Annotated in this window: 16 protein-coding genes and 1 pseudogene; 11 read left to right on the forward strand and 6 right to left on the reverse strand. The window is 35.4% G+C overall.

Annotated elements, in window-relative coordinates:
• The first annotated feature begins 63 nt into the window (after positions 1-63).
• From ACF3OB_RS10565 to purE, 5 genes are all read left to right on the forward strand, one after another.
• Positions 64-906 carry an S-adenosyl-l-methionine hydroxide adenosyltransferase family protein gene (locus tag ACF3OB_RS10565; protein ID WP_095894419.1) on the forward strand — a complete coding sequence of 281 codons (843 nt, stop codon included), beginning with the start codon at positions 64-66 and terminating at the stop codon, positions 904-906.
• A 35-nt stretch (positions 907-941) separates the two neighbouring features.
• Entirely contained in the window at positions 942-2,330 is a 1,389-nt protein-coding gene (gene glmM / locus ACF3OB_RS10570) for a phosphoglucosamine mutase (protein ID WP_042348246.1), read from the forward strand.
• A 518-nt stretch (positions 2,331-2,848) separates the two neighbouring features.
• Positions 2,849-3,667 (forward strand): ZIP family metal transporter, encoded by an 819-nt coding sequence (locus ACF3OB_RS10575; RefSeq protein ID WP_172914119.1) that lies wholly within the window; start codon positions 2,849-2,851, stop codon positions 3,665-3,667.
• A gap of 2 nt (positions 3,668-3,669) precedes the next feature.
• Complete coding sequence (locus ACF3OB_RS10580; RefSeq protein WP_392447674.1) at positions 3,670-4,944, forward strand: glycosyl transferase family 1; 1,275 nt, start codon at positions 3,670-3,672, stop codon at positions 4,942-4,944.
• Between the two features lie 102 nt (positions 4,945-5,046).
• Positions 5,047-5,523, forward strand: coding sequence for a 5-(carboxyamino)imidazole ribonucleotide mutase (gene purE / locus ACF3OB_RS10585; RefSeq protein WP_095893239.1), 477 nt, complete (start codon positions 5,047-5,049; stop codon positions 5,521-5,523).
• Positions 5,524-5,665: 142 nt separating this feature from the next.
• Here purE and truB read toward each other — a convergent pair.
• Both truB and ACF3OB_RS10595 read right to left on the reverse strand, forming a co-directional pair.
• Positions 5,666-6,361 (reverse strand): annotated as a pseudogene (gene truB, locus ACF3OB_RS10590) (tRNA pseudouridine(55) synthase TruB); the annotation flags it as partial.
• 4 nt (positions 6,362-6,365) lie between these two features.
• Positions 6,366-7,025 carry an epoxyqueuosine reductase QueH gene (locus tag ACF3OB_RS10595; RefSeq protein ID WP_042006271.1) on the reverse strand — a complete coding sequence of 220 codons (660 nt, stop codon included), beginning with the start codon at positions 7,023-7,025 and terminating at the stop codon, positions 6,366-6,368.
• A gap of 105 nt (positions 7,026-7,130) precedes the next feature.
• Between ACF3OB_RS10595 and ACF3OB_RS10600 the strand changes: the two genes are divergently transcribed.
• The 6 genes from ACF3OB_RS10600 to lysA all read left to right on the forward strand — a co-directional run bounded on the left by ACF3OB_RS10600 (position 7,131) and on the right by lysA (position 13,330).
• A complete protein-coding gene (locus ACF3OB_RS10600) occupies positions 7,131-7,337 on the forward strand; it encodes a transposase (RefSeq protein WP_157909091.1) in 207 nt (68 codons plus the stop codon).
• Positions 7,338-7,641: 304 nt separating this feature from the next.
• Positions 7,642-8,409 (forward strand): murein L,D-transpeptidase catalytic domain family protein, encoded by a 768-nt coding sequence (locus ACF3OB_RS10605; protein ID WP_042006268.1) that lies wholly within the window; start codon positions 7,642-7,644, stop codon positions 8,407-8,409.
• Between the two features lie 50 nt (positions 8,410-8,459).
• A complete protein-coding gene (locus tag ACF3OB_RS10610) occupies positions 8,460-8,750 on the forward strand; it encodes a DUF721 domain-containing protein (protein ID WP_042006266.1) in 291 nt (96 codons plus the stop codon).
• Positions 8,751-8,877: 127 nt separating this feature from the next.
• On the forward strand, positions 8,878-11,397 hold the full coding sequence (gene topA / locus ACF3OB_RS10615; RefSeq protein WP_392420273.1) for a type I DNA topoisomerase: 2,520 nt from the start codon (positions 8,878-8,880) through the stop codon (positions 11,395-11,397).
• Positions 11,398-11,454: 57 nt separating this feature from the next.
• Positions 11,455-11,754, forward strand: a complete 300-nt coding sequence (locus ACF3OB_RS10620; protein ID WP_095893233.1) for a co-chaperone YbbN — start codon at positions 11,455-11,457, stop codon at positions 11,752-11,754.
• 373 nt (positions 11,755-12,127) lie between these two features.
• On the forward strand, positions 12,128-13,330 hold the full coding sequence (gene lysA / locus ACF3OB_RS10625) for a diaminopimelate decarboxylase (RefSeq protein ID WP_042344950.1): 1,203 nt from the start codon (positions 12,128-12,130) through the stop codon (positions 13,328-13,330).
• A 91-nt stretch (positions 13,331-13,421) separates the two neighbouring features.
• Here the strand turns inward: lysA and truA are convergent, their stop codons facing one another.
• The 4 genes from truA to tyrS all read right to left on the reverse strand — a co-directional run bounded on the left by truA (position 13,422) and on the right by tyrS (position 17,936).
• Positions 13,422-14,162: a tRNA pseudouridine(38-40) synthase TruA gene (gene truA / locus ACF3OB_RS10630; protein WP_172914121.1), complete on the reverse strand. Its 741-nt coding sequence runs from the start codon at positions 14,160-14,162 to the stop codon at positions 13,422-13,424.
• Positions 14,163-14,170: 8 nt separating this feature from the next.
• Entirely contained in the window at positions 14,171-15,199 is a 1,029-nt protein-coding gene (locus tag ACF3OB_RS10635; protein ID WP_392420276.1) for a dipeptide epimerase, read from the reverse strand.
• Between the two features lie 3 nt (positions 15,200-15,202).
• The gene (locus ACF3OB_RS10640; RefSeq protein WP_119652303.1) at positions 15,203-16,357 is read right to left on the reverse strand and encodes a galactokinase; all 1,155 of its coding nucleotides are present in this window, start codon (positions 16,355-16,357) and stop codon (positions 15,203-15,205) included.
• Positions 16,358-16,643: 286 nt separating this feature from the next.
• Positions 16,644-17,936, reverse strand: a complete 1,293-nt coding sequence (tyrS, locus tag ACF3OB_RS10645) for a tyrosine--tRNA ligase (protein WP_392447677.1) — start codon at positions 17,934-17,936, stop codon at positions 16,644-16,646.
• Between the last annotated feature and the right edge of the window lie 25 nt (positions 17,937-17,961).

Raw genomic sequence — 17,961 nt, forward strand, 5'->3', positions numbered from 1 at the left:
TAGTAGATTTGTGGGTTGTTTACCAATATTGCTTTTACTAAAGAAAAATTAATCATAAACACATTGATAATCATTACATTAACAACAGACTTTGGAGAACGAGACTACGCAGTTGCAGCCGTTAAAGGAAAGATTTATACCGAAATTCCGAATGTGGCTGTGGTTGATATTTCCCATCTTATAGCTCCGTTCGATGTGATGCAAACTCATTACATACTCAAAAATGCCTACCATCATTTTCCAAAAGGAAGTGTTCATATTATTGGAGTAGATGCTGAAGCTACACCAGAGCGTAAGCATTTGATAATGAAGTTAAGAGGTCATTATTTCATTGGTGCTGACAATGGAATTTTTCATTTGCTTTCAGAAAATGAGTCGGATGTGGAAGTGTATGAATTATTTAATACAACTACCAAAAATCAATTTCCTGTATTGCATTTCTTTCCGAAAGTAGCTAAAGATTTGTTGGAAGGAATTCCGTTACAAGTTCTGGGAAATCGAATTGAAAAATGTTTTGAAATGACTTATTTTAAGCCAGAAGTGTCCGATAACAAAACATTTATTACAGGAACCGTGATTTATATTGACCACTACGGTAATGCAGTGAGTAATATTCCAAAGTCTTTATTCCACGAGGTGGGACAAGGACGTCCTTTTGAGGTCATTTTCAACATGTATTCTTTTACTAAGATACATGAAAATTACAGCGATATTATTGATTTTTCGATACCTAAGCAACGCAGAGCCATACCCGATGGAGAGCGATTAATTTTGTTTAACAGTCTTGATTATCTGCAAGTTAGTGTATACAAAAGTAATTTACATACTGTTGGAGGGGCTTCTTCATTGCTTGGGATAGATTATCTTGACCAAGTTAGTATTCGTTTTTTGGATAAGAAAAAGTAAACAAATAATCAGATATAGAATAAAAGATATTTATTATGACTTTAATTAAATCAATTTCAGGGATTCGAGGTACCATTGGAGGCAAGCCCGAAGACAATTTAACTCCAATTGATGCAGTGAAATTTGCTGCTGCCTACGGAACATGGCTAAAAACGACTCTTAATAAAGAAAATATCCGTGTAGTATTAGGGCGCGATGCACGTATTTCAGGAGAAATGATTCAGAATTTAGTAGCGTACACCTTAGTAGGTTTAGGTATTGAGGTAATCGACACAGGATTGAGTACTACTCCTACTGTAGAGGTTGCTGTACCGATGGAAAACGCTGATGGAGGGATTATACTTACGGCAAGTCACAACCCTAAGCAATGGAATGCCCTGAAACTCCTCAATAGCAAAGGTGAATTTTTAAATGGCAAAGACGGTGAAGAAATCTTGAAAATTGCCGAAAAAAGTGATTTTACATTCTCTCAAGTTGATGATTTGGGTAAAATAACCAAAAATGACACTTACATAGATAAACACATAGAATCAGTTTTAAACCTAAAACTTGTAGATGTTTCCGCCATTAAAAGTAAGAAATTTAAAGTAGTAGTCGATGCGGTAAATTCAACAGGAGGTATAGCTATTCCTCGGCTTTTGGAGAAATTGGGAGTGGAAGTAGTAAAGCTTTACTGCGAACCAAACGGTCATTTTCCTCACAATCCTGAGCCTTTGAAAGAGCATTTGGGAGATATTTCTGCCAAAGTGATAGCTGAAAAAGCTCATTTCGGTATTGTTGTTGATCCTGATGTAGACAGATTGGCACTCATCTGTGAGGATGGAGAAATGTTCGGCGAGGAATACACCTTGGTGGCATGTGCGGATTATGTACTAAGCAAAACACCAGGAAACACGGCTTCGAATCTTTCATCATCAAGAGCCTTGCGTGACATTACAGAAAAATACGGAGCTAACTATTTTGCTTCGGCAGTCGGTGAGGTAAATGTAGTAGAAATGATGAAGAAAAACAACGTTATCATAGGTGGAGAAGGTAATGGAGGAATTATCTACCCTGAGCTACATTACGGGCGAGATGCTTTGGTTGGGGTAGCTTTATTTCTCTCTTTATTAGCTACTAGAAATATAACATCCGTAAAAGAATTACGAGAAAGCTATCCAGCGTATTTCATGAGTAAAAACAAAATCGAACTTACGCCTGAGGTAAATGTTGATATGATTTTGACAAAAATGGCTCAAAAATATGCTCACGAAAACGTGAATACGATTGATGGAGTGAAGATTGATTTTGCTGAAAGTTGGGCTCACTTACGAAAATCAAATACAGAGCCAATTATTCGTATTTATACCGAAGCTAAAAGTTTTGAAGAAGCTGATGCTCTAGCAAATCGTATAATTGCTGATATTCAGAATATTATAAAATAAAAATATTTTACACTAATGCTTTGTTAAGTTATAAGAAGTCTAATATATCCAAGCAATAGAAACAGAATTGTTATAAATCTCAAGGTTCTGCAGAATTTCTTTTCATCGTTGATGGAGGATTGGGTTTACTTTTCTATCTTAAGTTCGATTAGTAAGTGCAATTTTTGACATGCCTTTTCTCTTTTTTTAGAAAGAGTGTATCCAAAGTCTGCGAAAGAAAAATCCATGAGAAAAAAAGGTTGTCTGAAAAGTATAATTTTGGCAATTCAAAAAATAAGACTTTCATAATCAATGTTTTTATGAATCTAATTTTGTTAAAATAGACCTTTTCAGACAGCTTCTTCAAGGAAATGTTTTTTCTCTGTTAAATAATCATATGAGACAATATATAAATTTCTAACATAAAAAAATTGAGCTTTGATTTGAGGTGAATCTGTGTTTTGTAAAAACATAAATATTTTTTAGTTTAATCTAAAAAATGTTATACCTTTGCACTCGGTAAAACAATTTTTTTTTAAATGTACAGTACCTTAGTAACTTATTTAGAAAATATAGATCCTATTTTAGCCGCTTTCTATGCTACACTTTTCACGTGGTTAGTGACGGCATTAGGTGCATCGGTGGTATTTTTTTTCAACAAGGCAAATAAAATCGTTCTTGATGGAATGTTAGGTTTCACGGGAGGAGTTATGGTTGCTGCCAGTATATGGAGTTTACTAATTCCTGCTATTGAAATGTCTGAAGGAGAAGGTTTTGTAAAAATAATTCCGGCTACGGTTGGTTTTTTATTAGGTGCATTCTTTTTGTTTTTATTAGATAGACTTTTACCGCATTTTCACGCCAATTTCAAACAAACAGAAGGTGTTAAATCGCCTTGGCAGAAAACAACTTTGCTGATTTTAGCAATCACTTTACACAACATTCCTGAAGGATTGGCAGTAGGAGTGCTTTTTGGTGGTGTAGCAGCAAATATTCCTGAGGCATCCATTGCGGGGGCTATTACTTTGGCAATAGGAATTGGTCTACAAAATTTTCCTGAGGGGATTGCAGTTTCAATGCCTTTACGTCGTATGGGGTTAAGTCGTAGGAAAAGTTTTTTCTATGGGCAGTTATCAGCTGTGGTTGAGCCAATTGCGGGAGTTTTAGGGGCTGTGGCTGTAATGTTTTTTACTCCTATTTTGCCCTATGCCTTGGCTTTTGCTGCTGGTGCCATGATTTATGTAGTTGTTGAAGAAGTTATTCCTGAATCACAGCAGAATAAAAATACAGATGTACCAACCGTCGGTTTTTTAGGAGGGTTTATTGTCATGATGGTGTTGGACGTAGTGTTAGGTTAAAAATGAAAAAAGTACTAATCATCACATACTATTGGAAACCTGCGGGAGGCCCCGGCGTACAGCGTTGGCTTACGTTTGTGAAATATCTCCGAAATTTTGGAGTTGAACCGATTGTTTATACACCTGAAAATCCAAGCTATCCAATTGTGGATGAGAAAATTGGTGAAGATGTTCCTTCTGATATTCAAATTATTAAGCATCCTATTTGGGAACCTTATGGTTTGGCTTCATTCTTTTCAAAAAATAAAACTAAGAAAATGAGTGCTGGTATCATTCCCCGAAAAAAAATATCTTTTGTAGAGAAAATGATGCTTTGGCTCCGAGGTAATCTTTTTATTCCTGATGCGCGTAAATTTTGGGTAAAGCCTTCTGTTGCTTTTTTATCAGATTTTATTGAAAAAAATGATATTCAGACTATTATAACAACATCTCCTCCTCATAGTATTCACCTTATAGGATATAAATTGAAAAAAAAATATCCAGATTTGAAATGGATTAGTGATTTCAGGGATCCATGGACAACTATAGGTTACTATAAAGATTTGCGATTAACAAAATGGGCAGATTCAAAGCAAAAATATTGGGAAAAAACGATCTTGAATACTGCTGATACGATTCTCGTTACGAGTTTCAAAACTCAGAAAGAATTTTCAGAACTTACAAAGCGACCTATTCATGTAATTACTAATGGATATGATGACATGAACATTCAAAAAATATCTCTTTCAGAGAAATTTTTAGTATCGCATATAGGGTCGTTACTTTCCGACCGAAATCCAAAAATGTTATGGCAAGTATTTTCAGAACTAGTAACTGAAAATGAGGAATTTGCTAATGACTTTCAACTGTGCTTTGCAGGAAAATTTAGTGAAGACGTTGAACAAGAAATTCGTGCTTTTGGTTTGGGAAGATATATAATAAACAGAGGTTATATTACTCATAATGAAGCTATTGAATTACAACGTTCTTCCCAAATTTTATTGCTTATCGAAATCAATAGCAAAGAAACAGAAAGTATCATTCCTGGGAAATTGTTTGAGTATATGGTATCGGGTCGACCCATTTTAGCCATAGGCCCAAAAGGTTGGGATGCTGTTCAAATCATTCGGGAAACTAATACAGGAAAGTCTTTTTCATATGACGAACATCAGCAATTAAAAGCAACTATTTGGGAATGGTATGAATTATTCAAAATTAGGAGTTTGAAAACTACTCCGATAGGTTTAGCTCCATATCATCGAAAAAAATTGACCCAGAAATTAGCAGACTTGATTTAGTCAAATTCAGGGTTTAGATACGTGGTTTTGTTAAACGTACGATGTATGTATAAAAACTTACAAAACAAAAATAAATCAAACTAAATATACAAGAATCAAAATATGAAAGTAGCAATTGTTATGGGAAGTAAAAGCGACTTACCTGTGATGCAGGAAGCAGTCGATATTTTAAAAGAATTTGGTATTGAAACTGTAGTTGATATTGTTTCGGCGCACAGAACTCCTGAGAAATTAATGGATTTTAGTATGAACGCCCATAAACGAGGTATAAATGTAATCATTGCAGGGGCAGGAGGAGCAGCACATCTTCCGGGAATGGTAGCTTCCATGTCACCTTTGCCCGTGATTGGAGTGCCTGTAAAAAGCAGTAATTCCATTGATGGTTGGGATTCAGTTCTCTCTATTTTGCAAATGCCAGGAGGAGTTCCTGTAGCTACTGTTGCATTGAATGGGGGAAAAAATGCAGGTATTTTGGCTGCTCAGATTATTGCTGCTCAACACCCACAAACTTTAGAAAAAATTTTACAATATAAAGAAGGATTAAAACAAGCTGTTTTAAAATCCGCTGAGACATTGTAGAAATTTAATACTATACCCAATAAAACAATAGAATATTGATTGTCAATGCTTTGACTAATTAAACATCTCAGCTGAAGTTTTATTGGGTGCTGTATTTCATGATGGTTAGGAAAGGTTTAATAATTTATCCCTATTTTGTTGATTTTAATATATGATTTATTACAAACTCATCGGGAGAAATGGCTTCATCGACGGAAAATTCTCCAATTTTTGTACGTCGTAAGGCAGTTAAGTATCCGCCACACTGTAAGGCTTTCCCAAAATCATTAGCCAAGGAACGGATGTACGTTCCTTTACCGCATATTACTTCAAAATGAATATTTGGAAATTCACTTGTATCTAAGTTGAATTGCTCAATAGAAACCGTTCGTGAAGGGATTTCAATAGTTTCATCTCCTTCACGTGCAAATTCATAAAGTCGTTTTCCTTTTTTTTTAAGGGCTGAAAACATAGGCGGATACTGAACAATTTCTCCTACAAATTGTTGACGAGTTTTTTCAATTAGCTCGGGAGTAATGTGTTCTATGGAAAAAGTTTGATCGATTTCCGTTTCCATATCAAAAGAAGGTGTGGTCGCTCCAAGCCGAATAGTACCCGTATATGTTTTTGTAGCTTCTTGAAACTCAGTAATTTTTTTGGTGAATTTTCCTGTACATACAATCAATAAACCCGAAGCAAGTGGGTCGAGCGTCCCTGCGTGTCCAATTTTAATCTTTTTGAGTTTGTAATTTTTGATTATAGACCACTTTATCTTATTAATAGCTTGGAACGATGACCAATGTAAAGGTTTGTCTATCAGTAATATTTTTCCGTTGGAGAATTCTTCTGGGGTAATAATCATTTTAGCTATTTTGTTCTTCGTTTCCGTAATATTTGACTCCAATTTTGATACGTTCCCTTCCGTTTTCAATACGCCATTTATTGGTATCACGTAGTGAATAGGCACATCCACAGTACTCCTGCATATAGAATTTTTCACGTTTGCTGATTTCTAACATACGAGCCGAACCACCTTTTTTCCGCCAATTGTATGTCCAATACGTAATACCGTCGTATTTGGCAGCTGCACGTTCACCACAATCATTGATTTGATCAAAGTTTTTCCATCGTGAAATCCCTAATGAACTGCTAATCACATCAAATCCGTTTTCGTAAGCATAGAGTGCGGTGCGTTCAAAACGCATATCAAAACACATCGTACAACGGATACCTCGTTCTGGTTCCATTTCCATACCCTTGGCTCGTTCATACCAATTGTCCACATCATAATCAGCGTCAATGATTGGAATATTGCATTGTTCAGCAAATCGAATATTTTCTTCCTTACGAAGTTCATATTCTTTCAATGGATGTATGTTTGGATTGTAGAAAAAAATTGTGAAATCAATGCCCGAAGCCTGAATGGCTTCCATCACCTCGCCTGAACAAGGAGCACAACAAGAGTGTAGCAACAATTTTTTTCCATCATTTGGCAGTACTAATTTTTCTCGAATTAATGTCATAAGTGTGTTTTCTAATTAGTTTTTTGCAAATAACGCAATTTTTTTTCAAATATAAAAACCGAAACATTGAATTAGTTCAAAGACACCGAATTTATCAAGTTTCAATTGAGTAAATGGGAGAAAGCGTTTAACAAACTGATTTCTAAGACGCTTTGGGTAGTAGAGCGTACTTTTGGGAGTCAAAAGCGATGGTTTGGTGTGGGCGTCACATGGCTCAAAGGCTTAGCAAAAGTACACACGCAACATATTTTGGAAGCCATTGCCTACAATCTGAAGCGAAGTCCGAAGATGGAGATACTTCCTGTCTTTTAATGAAAAAAAGGCTCAAAAAAGGGAGAAAAAACGATGAAAATCACCTATTTTCTGTTTTTAAATATGTGATTTTCTAAAAAATCGGTTCAAAGATTATTTAAAACCAGTTAGAAAAAGGAAATGGAGGGTATTGCAAAGGACTCTATATTTAGCTATGAACACCTTTAAAAACACGATGATAAATGTTAATTAACATTATTTAAAGAACTAAAAGTTGCTTTTTCGAATAGATAAAAATAACTTTGCAGTATCTTATAGCAATACATATTATTATCTAATAACTAATTTTTATCTAACATTCGATATGAAAAGAATTCGTCATGTTTTTTATGCTTTCGTTTTGTTTTTTTCGTTACAATCTGTCAATGCAGAAAACAATCACACGGTATCCGTTACAGATTCTATTCGCTCCAAAGAATATGTTTCCTTGGCTCTTAAAAAAATGGAAAACAATATCAAGGAGTTGTACGATGAATTGGAGGGGGAGTATTATGACCTGAATTATGAGGCTTTTCGTTATGCCTACATTGGCTATCAATCACTTAAAAATCAACAACGCTTGAACGAAAAGGAAATTCTTTCTATTATTGATTTTTCAAAAGATAGTAACACTAAGCGTTTTTATACCATTGATTTGGAAGAAAAACAAATCATTTTTCATACATATGTCTCGCACGGAAAAAAAAGCGGAGATAAACTATCTACCTCATTTTCAAATACTAAGGAGTCTAATAAAAGTAGTATAGGTTTTTTTATAACCGGCAGTACCTACATGGGAAGTAAAGGGTTCAGTCTTCGTTTGCACGGTGATGAAAAGGGATATAATAGCAATGTGGCGACACGCGGAGTGGTTATCCATACAGCCGATTATGTTAGTGAAGATTATATCAGACGTAACGGTCGTTTGGGACGTAGTTTAGGATGCCCTGTTCTACCTGAGCATATCTATAAAGATGTTATTGAAACTATAAAAGATAAAACCGTTGTTTTTGCATATTATAACGATAAAAAATATTTAAAATCTTCAAAATATCTCAACTTATTGAAATTGATTGACTATACGGTTTTTTAACCTATTTGTGATTCAACAAATTAAGTTTCTTCGAGAATATTAAATTTATTATGGAAGGAAATACAAAGGTACTATCTTCTGTTATCAAACAGATTATACAACAAAATAAATTGGAATATGGACTCCATAAAGTAGAAGTGCAGGAGATATGGGCTCGGATAATGGGGATTAGTATTGCCAAATACACCAAATCCGTAGAGCTAAAGGGAGATGTGTTGTACGTTGAATTATCTTCTCCTGCTCTTAGTGAGGAACTTACGTACGGAAAAGAAACTATTGTCAGAAGTATTAATGAAGAGATAGGCAAAGAAGTTGTTAAAAAATTAGTCTTCAGAAGTTGATTTTTCCTGCCTACTCTATTTACGGTATGTTCTAATGTAACTGTACGTCTTTAAATAAAAAATATTTTCCTTCTTACACCATATATTATAATTTAATTTTATATTTTTGCGACCAAAAGTTAGTAGTATGGCTAAAAATATAGTGATTGTTGAGTCGCCTGCAAAGGCAAAAACTATTGAAAAGTTCTTAGGCAAGGATTTTAAAGTGGTATCAAGCTACGGGCATATTGTTGATTTGCCATCTAAAGAAATTGGGGTGGATATTGAAAACGGATTTAAACCTAAATATCTTGTTTCCAACGATAAAAAGGAGGTGGTAAAAGAATTAAAAGCACTCACACAAAAAGCTGAAACGGTTTGGTTAGCAAGTGATGAAGATCGCGAAGGAGAAGCTATTTCATGGCATTTAGCAGAAACTTTGAAATTAAATCCTGAAAAGACAAAACGTATCGTTTTTAACTCAATCACAAAAACAGCTATTGAAAAAGCAATACAAAATCCACGAAGTATTGATTATAATTTGGTTAATGCACAACAAGCTCGTCGTGTGTTGGATCGGCTTGTAGGCTATGAACTTTCTCCGGTGCTTTGGAAAAAGGTAAAAAGTGGGCTTTCTGCAGGGCGTGTACAATCCGTTTCGGTGCGGCTTATCGTGGAAAGAGAGCGTGAAATCCAAGAGTTTAAAACGCATTCATCCTATAAAATCACTGCTGAATTCGCTAATTCTGAAGGGAAAACTTTCAAAGCTACTTTATCCAAATCGTTCGACACACTCGAAGAAGCAAAGGCTTTTTTAGAAAAAAATATAGAAGTTACATTCAAAATAGCTTCATTAGAAACTAAACCAGCTAAAAAATCACCAGCTCCGCCATTTACGACTTCAACATTACAACAAGAAGCCTCACGAAAACTTTACTTTTCAGTGAGTAAAACGATGACCGTAGCTCAACGGTTGTATGAATCTGGATTCATCACTTACATGCGTACGGATAGTACTAATCTTTCCCAAGAAGCTCTATCGACAGCTCAGAATGCCATACATCAGCTTTATGGTACTAAGTATAGTCAAGTGCGAAACTTTGCGACCAAAGCCAAGGGAGCTCAAGAAGCACACGAAGCGATTCGTCCAACGGACATGATGCGTACAAATATTCCCGCTGAAAGCGACCAAGCTCGACTCTATGAATTGATTTGGAAACGTACTATCGCATCTCAAATGGCTGATGCCCAATTAGAAAGAACAAATGTAAAGATCGAAGCTGATAAACATAAGGATTTGTTTGCTGCTCATGGAGAAATGATCAAATTTGACGGTTTTCTGAAAGTTTACTTAGAAAGTACCGATGAAGAGGAGGAAGAACAAGAAGGTATATTGCCTATACTAAAAACGGGAGAAAGCGTCAAAAATAATGATATCATTGCTACACAACGTTTTACACGTCCACAAGCACGGTATACAGAAGCTTCATTAGTCAAAAAATTGGAAGAGTTAGGTATCGGCCGTCCTTCCACTTACGCTCCAACCATCTCAACTATTCAAAATCGCGGTTATGTAGAACGTAGCAATTTTGAAGGAGAAGAGCGTAACTATCAGCAACTTACATTAAGCAATGGAATCGTAAAACAAAAAACACTTTCCGAAAAAGTGGGTGCGGACAAAGGAAAATTAGTTCCTACAGACATTGGCATGGTCGTAAATGATTTCTTAGTATCCAACTTCGAAACGATTATGGATTACAATTTCACTGCTACAGTCGAGGGAAGTTTTGACCATATTGCAGAGGGAACCGAAAATTGGACAGAAATGCTACAAAATTTCTATTCCCATTTTCATCCCGTAGTGGAAGATGTAGAAAAAAACGCAGGTAGAGAGACGGGTGAACGTGTATTAGGAATTGATCCAAAATCGGGTCGTCCGCTCAGTGTGCGTCTGGGACGTTTCGGAGCAATGGCACAAATTGGAACAAGTGAAGATGAAGAAAAACCATTGTTTGCGAGTCTTCATTCGGGAATGTCAATTGAAACAATTACTTTTGAAGAAGCCTTACAATTATTTGAATTGCCTCGTAAATTAGGGATTGTTGATGGAAAAGAGGTAGATGTGAATATCGGACGTTTTGGCCCGTATGTGCGTCATGGAGATACGTTCATTTCATTAGACCGAGGCGAAGACGTATTCAGCGTCACCCTTGATAGAGCCAAGGAAGTCATTGAGAAAAAAAACAAAGCAGATGCTCCTTTTGCGATGTATGAAGGTAAGGGAGTGAGCAAAGGCGTAGGTCGATTTGGTCCTTACATTAAATGGAATGATATGTTTATTAATGTAAGTAAGAAATATGATTTCAACAATCTTTCACAGAATGATGCCGAAGAGCTGATAGAAGCTAAATTACAGAAAGAATCCGAGAAAGTTGTAAAAGAATGGGATGACGTTCGTTTGGAAAAAGCTCGTTGGGGACGCTACAATCTCATCAAAGGTAAAACCAAAATTGAACTACCGAAAGAAACGGATGTGGCAAATTTTACATTAGAACAGGCAAACGCTTTGTTAGATGCTAAAACAAAAAAGACTCCAGCAAAAGCAAAGACTGAGAAGAAAACCACAACTAAAAAAGTCACAACAACGAAGGCAACTAAAAATAAATAACTTTAATTCAAAAATTTAGCCTTTTATAATACAAACATATAATTAATAAACATATTAATGGATAAATTCGGAAATATAGTAGATGTTAACGTACCTGTTTTGTTCTGTTTTTATGCTGATTGGCATGAAACTTCTGTGCAGATGAATGGCGTACTGAAAGAAATAGTTACCCAACTTGGAAATAAAGTCAAAGTTGTTAAAATTGATGTTGATAAAAACAAAGAATTGACAAAGGCTTTAAAAATCAATGGATTACCAACGATTGTCATATTCAATCAACGTGAATTAGTTTGGCGTGGTGAAGGTTTCCACGGCAGTAATCTGCTTATTACTGAATTGGTAAAATACTTACAATAGAATTTTTTAATTTTGATTTATCTTACCCTTTGTGATAAAGTACATTTTTCCATTATTAAATTTTAGGAATGAAAATGTAGTTTAAGATAGATTTTAAAAATTATATATAAGCTTGTGAGAGTCATGATGAAAATAGTTTTATTATGACTCTTATTTTATACAAAATAGAATGGAAAAGGTCTGTTTAGTGTATATAACCACATTATTAAAAATGAAATAATAAATGATTAATGGCAAAATTTGATTTATATTTCATTAATCACATCTTTGAAAGTTTTATTTGTAACTTTTTGTGTGTATTTTGACTTTTTGTTTCATAAAAATTTTGTAGTTAAAAAGAAATAGTATTTTTGCATTTCAAAATAGAACTATTATGAATACAACAGACCTACTTTCCATAGCTAATGAATTTGGTAATCCAGTGTACGTGTATGACGCTACGAAAATAACTTCTCAATATCAAAGACTTACGTCAGCTTTCAATACTATTCCAAACCTCAGAGTGAACTATGCAGTTAAAGCTCTTTCTAATATTTCTGTTTTGAGACTGCTTCGTAATTTAGGAAGTGGATTGGATACAGTCTCCATTCAGGAAGTACAATTAGGTTTATTAGCAGGTTTTTCACCTGAACAAATAATTTTCACTCCCAATGGAGTTTCATTGGAGGAAATTGAAGAAGCCACTGCTTTGGGTGTGCAAATCAATATTGATAATTTATCTATTTTAGAGCAATTTGGAAGTAAATATCCACAAATTCCTATCTGCATTCGTATCAATCCGCATGTAATGGCAGGTGGAAATTCTAATATTTCAGTCGGACATATTGATAGTAAATTTGGCATCAGTATTCATCAAATACCTCATATTCTGCGTATTGTTGAAAATACCAAAATGCAAATTAATGGAATTCACATGCATACTGGAAGTGATATTTTGGATATTGATGTATTTCTGTATGCTGCTGAAATTCTCTTTGAAACAGCAAAACATTTTGAAGGATTGGAATTTCTTGATTTTGGCAGTGGATTTAAAGTCCCTTATAAAGAGGGGGATATTCAAACTAATATTGAAGAATTAGGCGAACGACTTTCAAGCAGATTTTTAGCATTTTGCAAAGAATATGGCAAAGATTTAGCTTTAGCTTTTGAGCCAGGAAAGTTTTTAGTCAGTGAAGCAGGTTTCTTTTTGGCAAAAGTAAATGTTGTGAAGCAGACTACTTCAACAGTATTTGCTGGAGTGGATACAGGATTCAATCATCTGATTCGACCGATGCTCTATGGAGCAACTCATCAAATTGAAAATATTTCCAACCCTAATGGAAAAAAACGTTTTTATTCGGTGGTAGGTTATATCTGTGAAACAGATACTTTTGCCTCTAACCGACAAATAGCTGAAATTTCCGAAGGAGATATTCTTTGTTTCAGAAATGCAGGGGCATACTGTTTTTCGATGTCAAGCAACTATAATTCGCGTTTGAAACCCGCTGAAGTTCTATGGCACGACGGAAAGGCAAAACTCATCAGACAGGCCGAAACCTTTGATGATATTTTGAGAAACCAAATTCAGATATTTTAGAATCGGTAATAATTGAACAATTTAATATTCAGTAATATCTATAACACAGATTCATGACTTTGTCAAATCTTTAAGATTTGACAAAGTTTTTTCATATAAAACAGCTTTGAGGATATTCCACTTGTACTAAAAATAATCCACAAGCAGGAACAGATTTTCCTGCTTTACTTCGATTCTTACTTTTTATAATATTTTCGAAATCGACAATGGAAATTTTTCCCAAGCCAACATCCAGCAATGTGCCCACAATAGCTCGAACCATATTTCGCAAGAAGCGATCTGCGGAAATCGTAAAAACTAAATGATGCTCTTGCTGTTGCCAAAAAGCATCGTAGATTTTACAATCATAAGTTCTCACATCTGTATTGGATTTTGAAAAGCACTGAAAATCAGTATAATCAAATAATTTTTTTGTAGCTATTTCCATTTTAGGAAGATCCAAAGGAAGATTCAAATACATGCTTGACTCGTAGGCAAACACATCTTTTTTCATAGAAATATGATATTGATAGGTACGTTTTAGAGCGTCAAAACGAGCATGTGCTTGATCTGTAACACGGTGAAGTTTATGAATGGCTATATCTTTTGGAAGAAAAGCATTAAGCCTGTAAATCAATTGATTATCAAGCTCTTTTTCGATGTCAAAATGGGCAAACATTTGGTGAGCGTGTACACCACTATCTGTGCGTCCTGCCCCCACTACTTCAATAGGAGTTCTCAGTAATGTGCTTAGACTATTTTCTAATATTTCTTGCACACTAACTGAATGAGGCTGACGTTGCCAACCAAAGTAATTTTTTCCATTGTATGAAAATTCAATGAAATACCTCATTTTTGTATTTAAAAATTTGATAATAAACTTTTTACACCAATTCCTGAATCATCCAATGGGATAATTTTTCCATTAATAAGTTTGGCTCCATCGAAACAATCGTTGGCTATAAGCAAGGCTCCATCAAGGTCTGCAAAATCCATATCTGCACAGAGTTGTGCCGCAGCCGAAATAGCACAAGAAGTCTCGGTCATACACCCCATCATTGTTTTCATTCCAAGTGACTTTGCCAAATCACGCATTTTCCATGCTTCTCGCATTCCTGTACATTTCATCAATTTGATGTTTATACCTGAAAAAACGCCTTTCAATCGTGAAATATCTTCTAAACGCTGAACCGACTCATCGGCGAAAATGGGCAAGGGACTGCTCTCTGTTAAGAGAGCTATATTATCTAAGTCATCTTTTTGCATGGGCTGTTCTACCATAACGACACCTTGTTCTTGTAACCAGAAAATCGTATCCATAGCTTGGTGAACATCTGTCCATCCTTGGTTGGCATCCACCGCAAGAGGGAGATCCGTTACAGAACGTACAGCCCGTAACATTTGTTTATCATCCCTCCCTCCAAGTTTTATTTTCAATATATTGAAACGTCCCACAGCTTCCCTGGTTTTCTCACGAACCACTGTATCAGTATCAATGCCTATGGTGAATGTAGTATCAGGTATATTGTTTTTGTCTAAATGATAATACTCGTGCCAAGATTGATTGTTGATTTTTCCAACTAAATCGTGCAACGCAATATCAATAGATGCTTTTGCAGCTGTATTCTTCATAGCGAGGCTATCGACATAGTCCAGAATCTCATCTATATCTATAGGAGAAGAAAAGCTTGTGAAGTCGATTTTTTTCAAGAAATCAATCACAGAAATTTTTGTCTCACCTAAATAAGGAGGCAAAGAGGCTTCGCCATACCCACACAGCCCATCGTATTCTATTTTAGTAAGAACGACAGGTGTGGTACTACGCGAATGTCCAGAAACAGAAAACCTATGCCGAAGGCGTAAGTCATAGGGAAACCAAGACAATTTCATTATCTATATTTCTCTCGTACCGTCTCCAATACTTACATCATAAATCGAAGGAGCATAACCTATTTTTTCGGTGTATACTTTTTCAATATGCTTTTTGTAAGCATTAACACGGTCATTTTTTACCAACGCAATAGCACAGCCTCCAAAACCTGCTCCCGTCATACGAACTCCTGTAACCCCTTCAAAATTAACACTTTCTAAATAGATAGTATCCAATTCCTTCCCTGTAACTTCATAGTCTTCCATCAGTGATTTATGTGAAGCTGACATTAACTCACCAAATTTTTCTATATCACCCAATTTTAATGCTTTTTCAGATGCTTTAACACGTAAATTTTCATAAATTACGTGCTTCACTCGTTGTTGCATTTCAGGAGTAAGCAAATGCTTATTAGCTTCAAAATATTCCGCAGGGATAGAACACAAATCTTTGAAATTTTCGGTTTTGTTGAATATTTCTAAAGCTGCTTCACAGGTAGCTCTACGCTCGTTATATTTGGAATCTGCTAATTTACGTTCCTTATTGGTATTGATAATCAGTAATGTATCGTCTTTTAAAACAAAAGGTGTGTAGGTATATTCTAACGTCTGACAATCCAAAATAATAGCATGGTCTTCTTTTCCCATACCAATAGCAAACTGATCCATAATACCGCAGTTTACCCCCACAAACTTATTTTCTACTTGTTGAGATATTTTAACTAATTCTACTTGATTTTTTCCCAAGTCAAACAGGGTGTTTAAAGCAAAAGTTGTTACCAATTCAATCGATGCAGATGACGACAATCCTCCTCCGTTGGGAATATTGCCATAAAACAAAAGTTCCAACCCTGATAGAGTAGCCCCCTCACGAGTGAAATAGTCAATACAACCCAATGGATAGTTTATCCAAAGAGAATCTTGTTTTGTATATCCTTTAGTGTTTACAGGAACCTGATGAACAGAATCAGGGAAGTTCAAACTCCTGAAAGTAAACATATTATCCTCTGTCTTACGTACTGCTAAATAAGTTCCATTTCCTAAAGCACAGGGCATTACCAGTCCTCCGTTGTAGTCTATGTGTTCTCCTATCAGATTTACTCTTGCAGGAGCAAAAAATATCTTGTCAGCAGGTTTTCCGTATGCTTGTTCAAAGGATTCTTGAATATATGCTTTCATATTTTGTATGTGTTATTTAGTTGTTTTTGTCATTTTACGAACATCAAAGTTACAAAAATATATTGGAAAAATAAAATACATATTCTTAGATTTTTCAATCCATAATATTCATAAAATTATTTGGTAGTTTTGATACTAATCATCAGGCATTAAACCTCCTTTTTCGTTTCAAAAGTCATACATTCTGTACTCATTAATTTCTTATGCTAGAATAAAAAATTAGTATGACTATATTAACGGTGATTTTAAAACTACAAAATAGTCGTTCCAAATGAATAATTTTCTTTTACTTTACCACGACTACAAAATAATTTTTTTTGCCTTTTTGTAACAAGATAAATTTTCCGTCTATCAAATCGTTTTCAGAGGCTACAAACCCTTCTGTTACTTTTTCTTTATTAACCGAAATAGCGTTGGCTGTAAGGTCGCGACGGGCTTCTCCACGTGATTTCAAAAAGCCTGATTGGTCAGCAAGTAACTCCACAATATTTCCACCGATAACTTCCTCTTTGGCAAGTTCTTTTTGTGGTACACCATCAAAAATTTCTAAAAACATTTTACTATTGAGTCCTTTCAAACTTTCGGAGGTAGAATTTCCAAACAGAATTTCCGAAGCCTTTACAGCGTTGTCATAATCCTCTCGAGAATGTACCATTACGGTGATTTCTTCGGCTAATTTCTTTTGTAAAATTCGCAAATGCGGTGCTTCTTGATGTTGTTTTGTAAGTTCGGCAACCTCTTCTTGCGTAAGCATCGTAAAGATTTTGATGTACTTTTCGGCATCTGTATCGGAAGTGTTGAGCCAATATTGGTAAAACTTATATGGTGAAGTTTTTTCAGGGTCGAGCCAAATATTTCCTCCTTCGGATTTCCCGAATTTTGTTCCATCGGCTTTGGTAATCAGCGGACAAGTCATTGCGTAGGCTTTTCCACCGGCAATTCTTCTAATCAGTTCGGTTCCTGTGGTGATATTTCCCCATTGGTCAGAGCCTCCCATTTGCAAAGTCAATCCGTTTTCGCGGTACAAGTGCAAAAAGTCGTAACCTTGTAACAATTGATATGAAAACTCGGTAAAAGACATTCCTTCTGTGTTTTCTTTTGGGTCAAAGCGTTTTTTTACCGAATCTTTTGCCATCATATAATTCACGGTGATGTGCTTCCCAATATCACGAATGAAATTTAAGAATGAAAAATCTTTCATCCAATCGTAATTATTGACTAAGATAGCTCTGTTTTCGGCAGTGCTTTCAAAATCAAGGAATTTTGAGAGTTGTTTTTTGATTCCTGCAATATTATGCTCTAAAACCTCGTTGGTCAAAAGGTTTCTCTCGGCAGATTTCCCCGATGGGTCGCCCACCATTCCCGTAGCACCGCCCACCAGTGCATAAGGTCTATGACCGCAATTCTGAAAATGCTTGAGCATCATTACCCCCACCAAATGCCCGATGTGGAGCGAATCCGCCGTTGGGTCAATCCCCACATACGCCGAGCGTACGCCCTCTAAAAGATGTTCTTCCGTTTCAGGCATCATATCCTGAATCATTCCACGCCATTGTAATTCCTGTATGAAGTTTTTCATTGTTTTTATTATTCTTATATAATTA

This window comes from Capnocytophaga canis, from assembly GCF_043187445.1.
Taxonomy (GTDB): Bacteria; Bacteroidota; Bacteroidia; order Flavobacteriales; family Flavobacteriaceae; genus Capnocytophaga; species Capnocytophaga canis.

What these genes read in the sequence shown, in the direction of transcription:
- lysA (WP_042344950.1), top strand. Translation starts at nt 12,128, where the DNA reads ATGAATACAACAGACCTACTTTCCATAGCTAATGAATTTGGTAATCCA.
- ACF3OB_RS10580 (WP_392447674.1), top strand. Translation starts at nt 3,670, where the DNA reads ATGAAAAAAGTACTAATCATCACATACTATTGGAAACCTGCGGGAGGC.
- tyrS (WP_392447677.1), bottom strand. Translation starts at nt 17,936, where the DNA reads ATGAAAAACTTCATACAGGAATTACAATGGCGTGGAATGATTCAGGAT.
- ACF3OB_RS10620 (WP_095893233.1), top strand. Translation starts at nt 11,455, where the DNA reads ATGGATAAATTCGGAAATATAGTAGATGTTAACGTACCTGTTTTGTTC.
- ACF3OB_RS10575 (WP_172914119.1), top strand. Translation starts at nt 2,849, where the DNA reads ATGTACAGTACCTTAGTAACTTATTTAGAAAATATAGATCCTATTTTA.
- ACF3OB_RS10640 (WP_119652303.1), bottom strand. Translation starts at nt 16,357, where the DNA reads ATGAAAGCATATATTCAAGAATCCTTTGAACAAGCATACGGAAAACCT.
- ACF3OB_RS10635 (WP_392420276.1), bottom strand. Translation starts at nt 15,199, where the DNA reads ATGAAATTGTCTTGGTTTCCCTATGACTTACGCCTTCGGCATAGGTTT.
- ACF3OB_RS10610 (WP_042006266.1), top strand. Translation starts at nt 8,460, where the DNA reads ATGGAAGGAAATACAAAGGTACTATCTTCTGTTATCAAACAGATTATA.
- glmM (WP_042348246.1), top strand. Translation starts at nt 942, where the DNA reads ATGACTTTAATTAAATCAATTTCAGGGATTCGAGGTACCATTGGAGGC.
- ACF3OB_RS10605 (WP_042006268.1), top strand. Translation starts at nt 7,642, where the DNA reads ATGAAAAGAATTCGTCATGTTTTTTATGCTTTCGTTTTGTTTTTTTCG.
- purE (WP_095893239.1), top strand. Translation starts at nt 5,047, where the DNA reads ATGAAAGTAGCAATTGTTATGGGAAGTAAAAGCGACTTACCTGTGATG.
- truA (WP_172914121.1), bottom strand. Translation starts at nt 14,162, where the DNA reads ATGAGGTATTTCATTGAATTTTCATACAATGGAAAAAATTACTTTGGT.
- ACF3OB_RS10595 (WP_042006271.1), bottom strand. Translation starts at nt 7,025, where the DNA reads ATGACATTAATTCGAGAAAAATTAGTACTGCCAAATGATGGAAAAAAA.
- topA (WP_392420273.1), top strand. Translation starts at nt 8,878, where the DNA reads ATGGCTAAAAATATAGTGATTGTTGAGTCGCCTGCAAAGGCAAAAACT.